The following is a 15229-nucleotide window of genomic DNA, read 5'->3' on the forward strand; positions in this document are numbered from 1 at the left end:
TATTGACGTGCTATTGCAGGAGCGTCGGCATCGGCTGCTGATTCGGATCGTGATTGGACTTGTACGGGTAGCCCGGATCGTACGGATCGACCGTGACCGTCACGTCCGTCACGTGAAGGAAGCGCCTGAGCAGCAGCTCCTTGGTCCGCTTGGCGATCTCGTGCGCCTCCAGCACCGTAATGCGAGGATTGACACTGATGCGCATCTCCACTGCGACATAGTGTCCCCGCTCCCAGGCATGAATCTCTTCAATCGTGATAACGCCTTCGATACGCTGCACGAACGCCGTCATCTCCTCCGGGCTCTCCTCGCGCAGCCCCGCCCCGCGCCGCTCCAGCAGCATGCCGCTGATGAGCCGGTAGCCCCCGGCCACGGTCAGGGCAGCGATCGCCAGCGCCGCCGCCGGATCGAGATAGAGCAATTGGCGCAGCTCCAGTACTGCGCCCAGATAAGCGCCGCCGGTCCCGATCAAGGCGATCAGCGCCAGCACCTGCTCGACACGCCTGCGCGAGCGCGGCAGTACGAGCTCGCCCAGCGCGTAGGCGCCGAGCACGATCAAGGCCGCCCACCAGCGCGGCGCGGCCGGCTCCTCGCTCAGCAGCATGCGGATCGCCTCGAGTCCCAATTCCAGGCTGAGCACCATGATGATCAGCCCGGCAACCAGCGTGACCGCCGCCATGCTCCTCCCCCGCTCCCGGTCGCTTCGATTCGCGCGCTTCAGACGCTGCTCCCGGCGCATCAGCGCCGGCGCGGCCCCTTCCGCAGCTTGGGCGCCGCTGCGGATCGCGTCCGCCAGCAGCGCCGCGCTCCCGGTCGCCGCAGCCGCGACCGCTTTGAGCAGCGCCAATCCGGCGCTCCCGGCCGCTGCGCGGGCGGACGATTCGGCTTGTTCGTTTTGCGGCAATTTCGCCATTGCAGACACCCCGTTTATGTAATCCCTGCATTTTTAACAACTCGCTCTTTATTATAGCGACCCTGCAAAATGACGTCAAAAAAAAGCCCCCATCCGTTTAGAAATGGGTGCCGCGATAGGCGCTAAGCGTCATGAAATTCATAAATGCCGTCGGCTTGAGCGACAAAATATCGTTGACCAGCTGGTAGAGCGGCGGCTGTCCGCTTTTGGCGTACTTGCTGCTCACGCAAGACCAGATCTCTTCCCCCACGACATGCTCGTAGCCGATCATGCGGAATTCTTCCGCCTTGCTGGCGCACAGCACCTCGATATCTTGGCTCAGCTCCTCCAATGACACGCTCCGTTCCTCTTGTGCCCGCTCCTCTTCTTCGTCCACTATGCGCGCTTCCCCTTTCGCGGTGTCTGGCTCGTTCAACGTTTTAATCCGACACGGGGTAATTCGACACGCCCCCCCGCAATTCCTGCTTGCAAAAACGTGTGACATTTAACCGGACATGCCCGGCATATGCTGTATAAGCGAAGGCAAGCCCTGCCTCATACTTTACCGCAGAAAGTCGAGGGACCCGTGACGTGACCAAACAAACCTTTATGAAAGGCGCCATGATACTGCTCGCAGCCGGCATCGTGACCCGCATTCTCGGTTTCGTGCCGCGGATCGCCCTGCCGCGCCTCATCGGCTCGGAGGGCGTCGGTCTGTACCAGCAGGGCTATCCGTTTTTAATTGTGATGCTGACACTGATTACCGGCGGCATTCCGCTCGCCGTATCCAAGCAGACCTCTGAGGCGCTCGCACTTGGCGACGAGCGGCGCGTGCGCCATATTTTTCGCACCGCGATGACGCTGACGATTGGCCTCGCACTCGCCTGCACCGGACTGATGCTGCTGCTCGCTCCTTGGATTACGACCCATCTGCTGCCTGATGCTCGGGTTTATCGCAGCTTTTTGTTCATGACGCCGATGCTCGGCATTATCGCCGTCTCCTCCGTCTACCGCGGCTATTTTCAAGGCCGCCACAATATGCTGCCCACCGCATACTCGCAGATTGCCGAGACGGTGCTGCGCATTGTGTTCGTGTTGTTTTTCGCCCGCTGGATGCTGCCCTGGGGGCTGGAATGGGCAGCCGCCGGCGCCATGCTCGGCGGGGTGATCGGGGAACTGGGGGGGCTGGCTGTCCTGCTCGGACACCGGATGATCGAGCGCAGGCGCGAGACGGGCCGTCCCACTGCCCTCCCGTCCGCGTCTGGCGGCAGAGCCGAACCGCCGGTGCTCGGGGGCCTGCTCCGATTGTCGGTTCCGGTGACCTTCAGCAAGCTCGTCGGCTCGCTTTCCTACTTGCTGGAATCGATCTTTATTGCACGGGCGCTCGTCGCGGCTGGCGTGGCGACTGCGCTGGCGACCTCCCAGTACGGCGAGTTGCAGGGCATGATTATTCCGATTGTACTGCTGCCGACGGCCTTGACCTATTCGCTCTCGGTCTCGCTCGTGCCCTCGCTCTCGGAGGCCGCTGCGCGCGGCGATCATGCCATCATTCGCAAGCGGCTGCATCAATCGATCCGGCTGGCGCTCGTCAGCGGCGCGCCGTTCGTCGTAGCCATGCTGCTGCTCGCCGAGCCGATTTGCCGCCTGCTGTTTCATCATGCCGAGATCGCACCGATGCTGCAGCTGATGGCGCCGCTTGCGCTGTTTATTTATTTGCAGAGTCCGCTGCAGGCGGCGCTGCAGGCGCTCGACAAGCCCGGCGTTGCGTTGCGTAACACCTTCTTCGGCGCCTGCGTCAAGCTGATTCTGATCGCGCAGCTAGCGAGCAACCCGGCGCTCGGCATTTACGGCGCGCTGCTCGCCATCAACGCCAACATTATGCTGGTCACTGTGCTGCATTATTTTAGCGTAGCCAAAAGCACCGGCTACCGCTTCAAGCTGCCGGATCTGGGCAAGGTCGCAGCGGCGATGCTCATTATGGGCGCGGCGCTGCGCTGGTGCTTCACCAGCTTGCCGCTCGACGCTGAATGGCTGCGAGCGGGAATTGCCTTCTCCGGCGCATTGGCGGTTTATTTGCTGCTCATGGTGATCATGCGCATCATCGACCGCCACGATGTGAGCCGGCTTCCTCTGATTGGACGTTGGTTCGGCTGACGCGATGAACCGAACCGGTTATGCGTTGGCCCGGCGGTTGCATTGGCTCGGGCTATGCAATGTCGGGTCCGCTGTCTCAGCTATCCCTACGATCGACGAACAAGCGCCCGCGATGGTCCAGCGTGCACAGCAGCACGTCCCTCAGGTCGGTAATGCCAAATTTGCGCATCTCCTTTTTGAGCCAGAAGCGCGTCTTTTCGAGCTTGACCAGCGACTCTTCCTGCACCTTGCCGTCCATAATTAGCGGAATCGGCAGCGTCTCGTATCGAAAGCGCGGCGGAATTAAAGTGTCGGAATCGCCTTCATCCGCCTTGATTCCCTGCTCCTTCGTGCTAGTATCGTCATCCTTTTTGATGACGGACAGCTTACCGCTCGTTTCGAGTACGGCGAATTCAACATCCGCAATCGAGGCAATCTGATTTTCGCGCAGTTGAAGCATCAGATCGTCGAGATTGTACCGCTGCTTGCGCATCACGTCGTAATTAATGCGTCCTTTATCGACAATGACACTGGGCTTGCCGTCGAACAGCATCCGCACCACTCTGCTCTTCATCGACAGGTAGGCCAGCAGGATCTGCACGAGCAGCAGCGCCGCCATCGGCACCAGGCCGTCTGCCAGCGGACGCTCTACATCCTCGATCGCCAGCACCGCAATCTCCGCGATCATGACGGAGATGACCAGATCGAATACGGTCAGCTTGCCGATTTCGCGCTTGCCCATCAGCCGCATGACGACGAACACGACCACATACATCAGCAGCGTCCGAATCAGAATGCTCGTCATATCCACCATCCCGCCCGTCGCCCCCTTCCCTAACGATCATCCCTCGTGCCTATCTGTACCCGTTAGTGTGACCGCTGGTATTGCAATCGATGCACATATGCGAATGCACAAAGCAGGTGAAATGTGCCGAGGTTGTACTAATTCGCCTGTTGCCGCCATATGCTTGATAGCACAAAGGAACCTGCCGCTGCGAGTAGCGGCCAAAACGTTCCGTATCGAGGAAGGGGAATTGCAGGTGAAAGCCATTAAAGAAGTGCCCCGCCTTCGCATTGCGTCGCCGCTCCTGTCCGGGCTGATGTATGCCGCGCTATGGCTCCTCGGCTGCACGCTGTTGATGGCCGGACTGCTTTATTTCAGCGGCATGCAGGAAGCACAGCTGCCCGGCTACGTAAGCGGTGCGCATGCGCTTTGCGCGCTGGCGGGCGGCTTTGTATCCGGGAAGCGCGCCCAGCGCAAGGGTTGGTCGCACGGCATCTCGGTCGGTCTGGTTTACGGACTGGCCATCGTTCTCATCGGCTTTTTGGCGATGGACGCGGCGCTCACGTTGCGTACGCTTATCACGCTGGCAGCCGCCGCGCTGGCCGGTGCGGCAGGCGGCATGATCGGCGTCAACGCACGCGCCTGACAATGCGAACTTGCTGCGCCGTCCATTGACGCGCAGCAAGTTTTGTTCTTCGGGTGTGCAGCCTCACATTTTACGCTTATTCCCGCCGCTGGAGCTGATTCTGCCGTGCAGCCTCACATTTTACGCTTATTTCCACCGCTGGAGCTGATTCTGCCGTTGCAGCCTCACTTTTTACGCTTATTCCCGCCGTTGGAGCAGATTCCGCCGTGCAGCCTCACTTTTTACGCTTATTCCCGCCGTTGGAGTGGAGCCGATTTCAGTCTATCTCCTCAAAATTATCTAAGCTCTAATGATGAAAAACGTCTCTGCCCCGAGAGGGGCAGAGACGTTTTTAATGCATCCCGTACCTGTTCGTGCATCCGTACCTGTTCTTGCGGGCCGCAGTTGCACTGCAGCGCTATTCTCTTTGCCGCTCGCGTTCGTGCGGCAGTTGGCCGTCGGTATGCTCGCGCAGCTGCGTATCGGTGTGCGGCGCGTGCTTCAGGTCGTCCTGGACCGTCCGGTCGCTGAGCGGCGCTCCGGACTTGTAGGCTGCGCGACCGATCAGATGACCCGCCACAGGGGCGGTGATGAGCACGAATACGATGCCGAGCAGCAGCTTGGCGCTGACATAGTTGTCGTAGGCGACAAAATACAGAAACGCGCCCAGCAGAATCGACATCACCCCGAGCGTTGTGCTTTTGGTCGCCGCATGCGAACGCGTATATACATCCGGCAAGCGCAGCAGTCCGAAGGCGCTTAGCGCGCCGAGCAGCGCGCCGCCCAGCACGAGCAAGCCAATGATCCATTCAACGATGGTCATCCCGATTTCGTGCATGCTCCATCACCACCCCCTTCTCGATAAATTTGGAAAAGGCCACCGTGCCAAGGAAGGCCAGAATTCCCATCAGCAAAATAATATCCAGATAGGCAGTCGTGTCCTGTAGCATGCAGACGACAGCCACCAAGCCGATCAGACAAATGCCGATCGTATCGAGCGCAATGACGCGATCCGGCATGGAAGGTCCCCGTATGATGCGGTACAGACCCGCAACGACGGACAGCGACAGCAGCACAAGCGCCGTGTAAAGCACCACCTGCAGCATCAGCGCGTCACCTCCTTGATCGCTTTTTCGAATGTACTGCGAATCTGCGCAGACAGCTCCTCGGCATCGGCGATATCCATGGCGTGAATGTAGAGCGTGCGCTGATCCGGCGACACCTCCAGCGTCAGCGTACCGGGGGTCAGGGTGATGAGACAGGCCAGCGCCGTAATTTCCCAATCGCCGCGCAGCTCGGTGTCATAGGCAAAGATCCCCGGCCGGATCGCCAGCTTGGGCCGCAGCAGCTCGCGAATGACGCTAATATTGGACATGATCAGCTCCCGCAAAAACAAGACCAACAGCAGCAAAAACGCCCATACCCGCCGCAAATAAAAATCATGATTGAAAAACCGGCGCAGCGCGAGCATGATGAGCGCGCCCAGCGCGTATCCGACGATCAGCTGCACCGCCGTCCATTCGTTGTTCAGAAACATCCAAACGACGGCGATGATCAGGTTGAGAACAATCTGAAGTCCCATATGCTTCTACTCCTTCATCACCGCATCGATGTAGATCTGCGGGTCGGTCAGCGCGTCGGCCGCCATTGCGACATAGGGCATCGCCCACTGCGCGCCGACGCCCAGCGCGAGGACCAGCACGGTCAACGCGCCGATCGGCCAGTAGACGCCGGTCGGCACGCGGCTTGCCGACGGAGGTCGATGCAGCGGCTCCTCGCCCCAGAAGGCTGCCATGAAGAGCTTCATCATCGAATACAGCATCAGCAGCGAGGAGGCAAGCGATATGCCCGTGATCCAATACCAGCCCTCTGCCAGTCCGCCCTGCACGATCAGCAGCTTGCCGACGAAGCCGCTCGTGGGCGGGACGCCGACGAGCGCCAGCGCCGCCACCAGCAGCAGCCAGCCCAGCAGCGGAAAGCGGCGGATCAGGCCGCCCATCTCCGCGAGCCGAGACGTCCCGGCTCCCGCAATCAGCGCGCCCCCCAGCAGGAAGAGCAGCGCCTTGACCAGCATATCGTGCAGCAAGTAGAACGTCGCGCCTTCAAGCGCTTCGCGGCTGGCAACCGCCAGGCCGAATGCCATAAAGCCAACCGCGGCGACAATATTGTAAATAAGAATGCGATGCACATCCCGGTATGCAATCGCGCCAATGACGCCCGCACTCATCGTAATCGCGGCGAGCACCCCGATCAGCACATGGGTCACCGCCTGATCATGATAAAAAATTAGCGTAAACACGCGAATGATCGCGTAGACGCCCACCTTGGTCAGCAAGCCCGCAAAGACGGCGGCCACAGCAGGCGGCGGCGCGCTGTACGATCCCGGGAGCCAGAAAAAGAGCAGCAGACCGGCCTTCAAGCCAAAGACCAGAAGCAGCAGCACGGACAGCAGCGTCAGCAGCCCGTCCTGCCCCGCTTCGGCGACCCGCATCGAAAGATCGGCCATATTGAGCGTGCCGAGCGTGCCGTACAGATAAGCGACCGCCGTCACGAACAGTGCGGAGGAGACAATGTTGATCAGCAAATACTTGATCGATTCGCGCAGCTGCCGCTTCGTGCCGCCCAGCACGATCAGCGCATACGACGCGATCAGCATGACCTCGAAGCAGACGAACAAATTGAAAATGTCGCCGGTCAGAAACGAACCAATGACTCCGACCAACAAAAAGTGGAAAAACGGATAGAAATAATGACGCTCGCGCGGTTCGCCGATTGTAAAAAAGGCAAAGAACAGGCAGCATGCCCCGACAATAGCAGTCGTCAGCACGAGCAGCGCGGCGAACATGTCCGCTACGAACACAATGCCCTGCGGCGGCGCCCAGCCGCCCAGCTGCAGCGTGGCAATGCCATTTCCACGCACGTGCAGGACGAGCCCCAGCGCCACGGCAATGTTGATCAGCGCGCTGACGGCGCCGAGGATACGCTGCGCTCTGAGGCGCTTGTGGAAAAAAATAAGCAGCACCGCCGTCACAAGCGGGACGAGCAGCGGCATGATTACCAGATTACTCATCGCCCTGCCCCCTTAACTGCTCCATATCGTCCGTGCCGAGCTCCTTGTACGCCCGGTACGCGAGCACGAAAAAAAACGAAGTGACCCCGAAGCTGATGACGATCGACGTCAAAATGAGCGCCTGCGGAAGCGGATCGGTATACGCCTGCGCTTCCTCGCCGAGCAGAGGCGGCGCCCCGCGTTTGACGCCGGCCATCGTGAGCAGGAGCAGATGCACGCCATGGCTGATCAGTGACGTGCCGAGGGCGATACGAAGCAGGCTTTTCGCCAAAATCAAGTAGGTGCCAACCGTAAACAACATCCCGGCCGCGATGCAAAGCAATACTTCCATATCAGCGATCCTCCCCGATGGACAGGATGATCGTCATCGTCACGCCGACGACAGCCAGATAGACGCCCAGATCGAACAGCACGGCGGTCGCAAGCTCGGTTTTGCCCAGCAACGGCAACGTAAAATAATCAAAGGCGTGACTGAGAAACGGTCGATCGAACAGAAAAGAACCGGCCCCCGTCAAGATGGCAAGCAACAGACCGGTTGCCGTCACTATGCGATAATTGACCGGCAGCACCGAGCGAATCGTATCCAGATCGTAGGCCAGCGCCAGCAGCACGAGCGCTGCGGCGGACATCAATCCGCCGATGAACCCGCCTCCCGGCTCGTGATGCCCTGACAGAAATAGATAAGCCGAAAAGGTCAGGATGACGAATACGACCAGCTTGGCGGCACTTTGCAAAATGACGTCATTTGTTTTCAAGTCGCTCGCCCCCTTCCCCGTCGGCCAACCGCAGCTTGATCAATGCATAGATGCCGAGCGAAGCGATGCCCAGCACCATGATTTCGAGCAGCGTGTCAAACCCCCGAAAGTCGACCAGAATAACGTTCACCATATTGCGCCCGCCCGCCAGCTCGTAGCTCTGAGCGATAAAAAAATCGGAAATGGAATCGAACTTGCGCGCCCCCGAGACCACCAGCGCGATCGTCGTCACGACAAGCCCGACGCCGACGGAAATCAGCGCGTTGCCGAGCTTGAACGGCAGCGGCGCCATTTCCTTGCGCAGCTTGGGCAAGTGGTAAAAGCAGAGTAAAAAGAGCGTGACGGAGACCGTCTCTACTATCAGCTGCGTAAGTGCCAGATCCGGAGCGCGCAGCACGACAAACAGCAAGGAAACGATATATCCGACCGCGCCGGTCAGTAGAATCGCCGTCAGCCGCGAGGCCGCCAGCGGAACAGCCAGCGCGGCGAGTACGATGACCGCCACCAACACGACCTCGTAAAAGGACAGCTCCGCATAAACCGGCGAACCTCCGCCCAGCACGTCAAGCCTGAGCATCATCCAGCCGAGCAGTCCGATCATGAACGCAAAAATATAAATCAGGTAATGCCGCAGCGATCCGGTCATGTAGCGTCCTGTGAGAAACAGCGAGCCGCGGTCCAACACCCGCAGCAGTCCGTCATAAACCCGGTTGAACGTGAGCCGGCCGGGAAGCAGCGCATAGATGCCTTGCCAGTAACGCAGCGTCAAAAACAAGGCGATGCCGACTGCGACGACGCCGATCGTCATAAACAGCTCGGTCGTCCATCCGTGCCACATCGTAATCTTGACGTGATACGCGTCGGCCTGCGCAGGCAGCACGGCAGCCAGGGCGGGCTCGATCAGACTGCCGGCGACCAGCCCCGGAAAAAGCCCTACCACTATGACAAGCGAGGCCAGGACAGCCGGCGGCACGAGCATGAGCAGCGGCGCCTCATGCGGCTTGTGGTCGAGCGCTTCCGCCTTGAATCGTCCGGCGAACGTCTTGAACACGACAATCATGCAATAGATGAACGTAAAGACGCTCGCGGCCCAAGCGATGATCGGAAAGAGCGCCGACCAGCCCGGCACGCCGAATAGAGACAGCTCCGCGGCCTTGAGCGCCCCGGTGAAAAACATTTCCTTGCTCAGAAAGCCGTTGAACGGCGGGATGCCGGCCATCGAAAAGCTGGCGACTAGCGCGAGCGCAAACGTCACCGGCATCAGCGCCATCAGCCCGCCAAGCCGGCGCAAATCGCGTGTGCCGGTCTCGTGGTCGACGATGCCGACCACCATGAACAGCGTCCCCTTGAACGTCGCATGATTGAATAAATGAAACAGGGCGGCGGCAATCGCGCCCGCGTAAGCGGCTACCGCATCTTCGGCCATGCCCTGATGCGCGGCCGCCGAGCCGATGCCCAGCAGCGACATGATCAGCCCGAGCTGGCTGATGGTGGAATAGGCCAACACCGCCTTGAGGTCGGTCTGACGCACCGCGCAATACGAGCCCCAGAGCAGCGTAGCCAGGCCGACGCCCGAGACCAGCCAGAACCAGACGGCTTCGCCGGCGAACACCGGACTCATGCGCGCAACCAGATAAAGGCCGGCCTTGACCATCGTAGCCGAATGCAAGTAAGCGCTGACCGGAGTAGGAGCCTCCATCGCGTCCGGCAGCCAGATGTGGAAGGGGAACTGGGCGGACTTGGTAAAGGCGCCCAGCAGCACGAGCAGCATTGCCGGGACGAATAAAGCGTCACCCGAAAATCCGTCGAGACCGGCAACCAATTCCCGGATGCTGAAGGTGCCGCCCATCACGTACAGCAGCACAAATCCGCCAAGCATGGCGAAGCCGCCCGCGACGGTGATCAGCATCGACTTGAGCGCACCGTAGCGCGAACGATCGCGCTTGTACCAAAAAGCGATCAGCAAAAACGACGACAGACTCGTCAATTCCCAAAAGCCATACAGCACGATCAGGTTGTCGGACAGCACGACGCCGAGCATCGCGCCCATGAATAAGAGCAGGTAAACGTAAAAGCGGTGGATCGCTTCCTTGTCCCGGGACAAGTACGAGATGGAATACAGCACAACGAGCGCGCCAATGCCGGTAATCAGCAGCGCAAAAAGCAACGACAGGCCGTCCAAGACGAGCGCAAACGAAATGTCGAGCGCAGGGATCCATGGAATCGCGGCGCTTTGGGCGCTGCCGCCGTTCATTTGCCCCGGAATTTGCATGACAAAAAAGACAAACAGCACAACCGGTACGGCAAGCACCGCCCAGCCGGTGTGCAGCTTGGGAAAGGCTTTGTACAGCAGCGGCACAAATATGGTAAACAGCAGTGGCAGCAATACCGCGGCATGCAGCAACATCAGGCCCTGATCTCTCCTTTCAGTATCCAAATCATAGGCAGTATGAAATAACGGGGGGGCTGGCGATGCTAGAAAGAAACCAGTCTAACGGAGGTACTGATGCAAACCTTAACAAAGGCGCTCATTTGCAGCGCAATCCTGCTCTTGCTTTTGGCCGGCGCTTGGGTGGCCGATCAAAAAATGAGCGTCCTGAGCGAGGCGCGCTCGGCACAGCTCCGCATGCAAGAAGCGCATCCAAACAAACCGCAGCATCGGCCGCGAGAATATGTACGAATCGTGCAGCATCCCTCGTAATACGTTCGAAAGGCAAGGATGGTTTCAAAAAAATTGACGAGTCGGCGGCGAATCGTCCCGCTGCGCCTCATCCGCTCCCCGCAGACGCAAAAATTCGCTGACCATGGCTAGGCGCCACGGCAAAATCATGCCCAGTGCCAATAAATAAAACAGCGCCGCCGTTTGCGTCACGGTCATGTAGGCTTCGGCAACCCCGTGCAGCATTGCCCGGATGGCAAGCAAAACGGCCATAATCAAAATAAACGCTTTGGAACGTATGACATAAATGTCGGCTTCGCGGCGCTCGAGGCGTGTGGTCACGATGAGCGGAAACGAAAAAATCAACAAGCCGGTGCCGAAGGCGCACAAGCCCCATAGCGGGTGGATGCGCATCGCGGGAATGGCAAACATGGCGAAGCCGCTGCACATCGCCACAGGCGGCAGCACGATCTTGCGCAGCGAGGTCGGCCGCCGGGTCGCACGAATCCGCAATCGAATCAAAATCAGCCCGCCGGTCACGGAGACCGCCAGCGCCAGCGCCTGCAGCGGGTGCATGCCCAAAATAGTCATAATTCTTGCATTTCTCCTTCCGCATAGCGTACGGGCTTCCCGTTGAAATATCGACAATCCTCTTCATGATCGTACTCCATTCTTCCTGCCCCTGCAACCCTGCCCGCACTACCTAAAGTCGTGCGCTACACGCACGGTAACGCTGATGCGAGACACGCCCTTCATTGCAACGAATGCGGCTCGCTATCGGCCGGCATCTCCTCCTCAAGCGGCCAGCCCGTCAGCTCCGGCGAATGCTCGTATTCCGGCGCCGTTAAGGGGATAGAAGGGCGCGTCTGGACCCGCAGCCAGCGTCTAATCCAAGCATTCACCGCATGCGGACTTTTGGTTGGCAATTGATGCTCTTCCTTGTCCAGGATGACGGAGTCGTATTGCTTTAGCCTTCGTTGCAGGAGCAGCCGATAGCGCCGAAATGCACGATCCTTGCCGCCGTACAGCAGCAGCACCGGCACCTCAATTTCCGCTAGCCGCTCTGTGGCGCGATACGCGAGCGAGCTTGCAAAATAGCGCTGCACGTCCGGTAAATTGGCGCGCCGCGCTTCACGCATCAATCGGATAAACGTGCTCGCGCGATCGGCATTTCCCGAAACAATGCCGAGCCGAAGCAGCCGCGCGCTCGCCTTGCTTGCGGCCAGCCGCATCGCGAGCGCGATTTTGGCGCGCAGCAGCGGATCGCCCGCCTCGGACATGGCACTGATCAGCACCGCCCCGGCGAACCGGTCCGGATAGGCAAGCAGCGCCTCCAAGACGACGCCCGCCCCGGTCGAATACCCGCACAGGTAACAGCTCGCGAGTCCGAGATGATCCACTAATGCCGCCATGTCGGAGGCAAGCAACGCATATGAGAGCGGCACCTTCGACTGCCCGCTGTGACCGTGTCCCCTTAGATCAAGCGTGATAATCTGGAATTCATCGGCCAGCGCTTCCTCCTGGTAATGAAAGCACGCCCTGCTCAGCAGCGGCGGATGCACCAGCAATAATGGCGGCCCGCTGCCCCGCACGCGATAGTGCAAGACCGCCCCGTTCAAGCTGCATAACGGCATACGCCCCATCCTTTTCCTATGCCCGGCGATCGCTGCCGGTTCCTATCGGATAGTGTCTGCCCAATTTGGGATAAATATACAAAAGCCGAACGGGAACCCGTCCGGCTTTGGCGCTTATTGGCGTATCAGGATTCGCTGACTTGCGTGCTTGTGCTTACGTTGTTGACCGAACTGCGGTCAAATGTCAGCTTGGTCGCGTCATTGACGCGCAGGACGACGATATCGTCCGTGATTTCATGAATCGTGCCGTGGATTCCGCCGATCGTTACGACGCGGTCCCCTTTCTTCAGCTGAGTCAGCATGGAATTGCGTTGCTTTTGCTTTTTTTGCTGCGGGCGGATCAGGAGGAAATAAAACACCGCAAACATTAAAACAAAGGGCAAAATCATCGTCAAAAGGCTCCCGCCTCCAGCTGTGTCACCGGTCGCAATGTATGCGCTATCTGCTAGCATCATCGTTTTCTCACCCCTTTTCTAAAATCCTTTCTCATTATGCAACAGGCCGTAGCGCGCGAAGAAATCGTCGCGAAAATCGAGCAGTCGATCCTCCGCAATCGCCTGGCGCACGTCCTTCATGAGACGAATCAAAAAATGCAAATTATGGATGGTCGTCAGTCGGATGCCAAACGTCTCGTCGGCATGCAGCAAATGACGAATGTAAGCGCGCGAATAATGGGTGCACGTGTAGCAGTCGCATGCAGAGTCGAGCGGACCGAAATCCTCTGCGAACTTCGCGTTGCGCACCACAAGGCGCCCCGCGCTGGTCATTGTCGTGCCGTTGCGCGCGATCCGCGTGGGCAACACGCAATCGAACATGTCAATGCCGCGAATCGAGCCCTCCAGCAGCGCGTCGGGCGACCCTACGCCCATCAGGTAGCGCGGCTTGCCCGCGGGCAGCAGCGGCACCGTATAATCCAGCACCTCGTACATGAGCGGCTTGGGCTCGCCTACACTCAGCCCTCCAATAGCATACCCCGGGAAATCCATGGAAGTCAACTCGTCCGCGCTCTGCCTGCGCAAATCCTCGTACATGCCGCCCTGGACAATCGCAAACAGCGCCTGTGTATCGGTCCGGTCGTGCGCCCGCAAGCAGCGCTCGGCCCAGCGCGTCGTGCGCTCCAGCGACTGCTTCACATAGCCATGCTCCGCCGGATGAGGCGGGCATTCGTCGAAGGCCATCATGATGTCGGAGCCGAGCGCGTGCTGAATTTCCATCGCTTTTTCGGGCGAAAGGAATTTTTTATCGCCATTCAAATGGGAGCGGAATTGCACGCCCTCTTCGGAAATTTTGCGCATGCCGCTCAGACTGAACACCTGAAAGCCGCCGCTGTCCGTCAAAATCGGACGATCCCAATTCATAAACCGGTGCAAGCCGCCGGCGCGCGCGATCAGCTCGTGGCCCGGGCGCAAAAACAAATGATACGTATTGCTCAAAATGATATGAGCTTCCATCGTCTTGAGTTCTTCCGGGCTCATCGTCTTCACCGTCGCCTGCGTCCCGACCGGCATAAAGGTCGGGGTGTCGATCACCCCGTGCGGGGTATGGATGCGGCCAAGGCGGGCGCCGGACTGCTTGCAAACCTTAATTAATTCGTATCGTATCGCCATCGTCAGATCCGTCCATTCTCTAGTAAATAAGCATTGCGTCACCGAAGCTGAAAAACCGGTATTCCCGCTCAACCGCCTCGCGATAGGCGCGCATGATCGCTTCCCGCCCCGCCAGCGCGCTGACCAGCATGACGAGCGTCGACTTGGGCAAATGAAAATTCGTGAGCAGCGCATCGACAAGCCGGAACTGGTAGCCCGGATAAATGAAAATACCGGTCCAGCCGCTGCAGGCTGCGATCGACCCTTCTCCAAAGCGCGCGGCGACCGTCTCAAGCGTGCGCGCCGAGGTTGTGCCGACTGCAAAAACACGGCCGCCCGATGCCTTCGTATCATTGAGAAGCCTGGCGTTCGCTTCGTCTAGGGCGTAATATTCCTCGTGCATGACATGCTCCTCCACCGTCTCGGCGGACATCGGCCGAAACGTGCCCAGCCCGACGTGCAGCGTCACATATGCCAGGCGGACGCCCTTGCGCTGCAACCGCTCCAGATAGGCCTCGGTAAAATGAAGTCCTGCCGTAGGCGCCGCCGCCGAGCCTTCGTGGCGGGCGTATACCGTCTGGTAGCGCGACTTGTCCGAAAGCTGCTCGCGAATGTAGGGCGGCAGCGGCATCTCTCCGAGCCGGTCGAGCAGCTCGTGGAAGATGCCCTCGTACTCGAACTGCACAGTCCGCGCTCCCATCTCGCCGGCGTCCAGCACGCGGGCCCGCAGCAGCGGCCCGCCGCGCTCGTCCTCGCCGAACCATAGCTCGGTGCCTGGCTTCAGACGCTTGGCCGGCCGCGCCAGCGTCTCCCAGCGATCGCCGGACAGCTGTCTAAGCAGCAGCAATTCGGCGCGAGCCCCGGTATCGGGCTTGTGTCCCAGCAGCCGAGCCGGCAAGACGCGCGTATCATTAAGCACTAGCGTATCGCCGGGACGCATATAGTCTGCCAGTTCGGCGAATCCGCGATGCGCCGTCGCACCGCTACGCTTGTCCAGCGCCAGCAGGCGCGATGCCGTCCGTTCGGCCAGCGGCGTCTGGGCGATCAGCCGATCCGGCAATTCAAAATCAAATTCGCGTACATCCATCGTC

The 15229-nt window shown here is 59.6% G+C and carries 17 protein-coding genes; 2 read left to right on the forward strand and 15 right to left on the reverse strand.

Annotation, left to right across the window (positions count from 1 at the left end; translation table 11 throughout):
• Positions 1–10: 10 nt before the first annotated feature.
• Positions 11–913 carry a cation diffusion facilitator family transporter gene (locus tag IDH44_RS05180; RefSeq protein WP_190915362.1) on the reverse strand — a complete coding sequence of 301 codons (903 nt, stop codon included), beginning with the start codon at positions 911–913 and terminating at the stop codon, positions 11–13.
• Between the two features lie 97 nt (positions 914–1010).
• Positions 1011–1289, reverse strand: coding sequence for a post-transcriptional regulator (locus tag IDH44_RS26415; protein ID WP_317890116.1), 279 nt, complete (start codon positions 1287–1289; stop codon positions 1011–1013).
• Between the two features lie 194 nt (positions 1290–1483).
• Here IDH44_RS26415 and spoVB point away from each other — a divergent pair, with 194 nt between their 5' ends.
• Complete coding sequence (gene spoVB / locus IDH44_RS05190; protein ID WP_190915366.1) at positions 1484–3046, forward strand: stage V sporulation protein B; 1563 nt, start codon at positions 1484–1486, stop codon at positions 3044–3046.
• Positions 3047–3122: 76 nt separating this feature from the next.
• On the opposite strand, the gene IDH44_RS05195 is transcribed toward spoVB, so the two are convergent.
• A complete protein-coding gene (locus IDH44_RS05195) occupies positions 3123–3839 on the reverse strand; it encodes a DUF421 domain-containing protein (RefSeq protein WP_190915368.1) in 717 nt (238 codons plus the stop codon).
• Between the two features lie 226 nt (positions 3840–4065).
• Between IDH44_RS05195 and IDH44_RS05200 the strand changes: the two genes are divergently transcribed.
• On the forward strand, positions 4066–4455 hold the full coding sequence (locus IDH44_RS05200; RefSeq protein WP_190915370.1) for a TIGR04086 family membrane protein: 390 nt from the start codon (positions 4066–4068) through the stop codon (positions 4453–4455).
• A gap of 397 nt (positions 4456–4852) precedes the next feature.
• On the opposite strand, the gene mnhG is transcribed toward IDH44_RS05200, so the two are convergent.
• The 12 genes from mnhG to queA all read right to left on the reverse strand — a co-directional run bounded on the left by mnhG (position 4853) and on the right by queA (position 15225).
• A complete protein-coding gene (gene mnhG, locus IDH44_RS05205) occupies positions 4853–5272 on the reverse strand; it encodes a monovalent cation/H(+) antiporter subunit G (protein WP_190915372.1) in 420 nt (139 codons plus the stop codon).
• Positions 5244–5540, reverse strand: coding sequence for a Na(+)/H(+) antiporter subunit F1 (locus IDH44_RS05210; RefSeq protein ID WP_190915373.1), 297 nt, complete (start codon positions 5538–5540; stop codon positions 5244–5246). The genes mnhG and IDH44_RS05210 overlap by 29 nt, the downstream gene beginning before the upstream one ends.
• Positions 5540–6016 (reverse strand): Na+/H+ antiporter subunit E, encoded by a 477-nt coding sequence (locus IDH44_RS05215; protein ID WP_190915375.1) that lies wholly within the window; start codon positions 6014–6016, stop codon positions 5540–5542. Before IDH44_RS05215 ends, IDH44_RS05210 begins: the two co-directional genes overlap by 1 nt.
• 6 nt (positions 6017–6022) lie before the next feature.
• Positions 6023–7504, reverse strand: coding sequence for a Na+/H+ antiporter subunit D (locus IDH44_RS05220; RefSeq protein WP_190915377.1), 1482 nt, complete (start codon positions 7502–7504; stop codon positions 6023–6025).
• On the reverse strand, positions 7497–7835 hold the full coding sequence (locus IDH44_RS05225) for a Na(+)/H(+) antiporter subunit C (RefSeq protein ID WP_190915379.1): 339 nt from the start codon (positions 7833–7835) through the stop codon (positions 7497–7499). Before IDH44_RS05225 ends, IDH44_RS05220 begins: the two co-directional genes overlap by 8 nt.
• A gap of 1 nt (position 7836) precedes the next feature.
• Positions 7837–8259 carry a Na(+)/H(+) antiporter subunit B gene (locus IDH44_RS05230; protein WP_190915381.1) on the reverse strand — a complete coding sequence of 141 codons (423 nt, stop codon included), beginning with the start codon at positions 8257–8259 and terminating at the stop codon, positions 7837–7839.
• Positions 8246–10666, reverse strand: a complete 2421-nt coding sequence (locus IDH44_RS05235) for a Na+/H+ antiporter subunit A (protein WP_223869382.1) — start codon at positions 10664–10666, stop codon at positions 8246–8248. Before IDH44_RS05235 ends, IDH44_RS05230 begins: the two co-directional genes overlap by 14 nt.
• Before the next feature lie 318 nt (positions 10667–10984).
• Positions 10985–11509, reverse strand: a complete 525-nt coding sequence (locus tag IDH44_RS05240) for a CcdC family protein (protein WP_190915383.1) — start codon at positions 11507–11509, stop codon at positions 10985–10987.
• 161 nt (positions 11510–11670) lie between these two features.
• On the reverse strand, positions 11671–12552 hold the full coding sequence (locus IDH44_RS05245; protein ID WP_190915385.1) for an alpha/beta fold hydrolase: 882 nt from the start codon (positions 12550–12552) through the stop codon (positions 11671–11673).
• 125 nt (positions 12553–12677) lie between these two features.
• Complete coding sequence (yajC, locus tag IDH44_RS05250; protein WP_190915387.1) at positions 12678–13007, reverse strand: preprotein translocase subunit YajC; 330 nt, start codon at positions 13005–13007, stop codon at positions 12678–12680.
• 18 nt (positions 13008–13025) lie between these two features.
• Positions 13026–14165, reverse strand: a complete 1140-nt coding sequence (gene tgt / locus IDH44_RS05255) for a tRNA guanosine(34) transglycosylase Tgt (RefSeq protein ID WP_190915583.1) — start codon at positions 14163–14165, stop codon at positions 13026–13028.
• A gap of 13 nt (positions 14166–14178) precedes the next feature.
• Complete coding sequence (queA, locus tag IDH44_RS05260) at positions 14179–15225, reverse strand: tRNA preQ1(34) S-adenosylmethionine ribosyltransferase-isomerase QueA (protein ID WP_190915388.1); 1047 nt, start codon at positions 15223–15225, stop codon at positions 14179–14181.
• Positions 15226–15229: the final 4 nt, after the last annotated feature.

The sequence above is a fragment of the Paenibacillus sabuli genome, from assembly GCF_014705605.1.
GTDB lineage: Bacteria > Bacillota > Bacilli > Paenibacillales > Paenibacillaceae > Paenibacillus_D > Paenibacillus_D sabuli.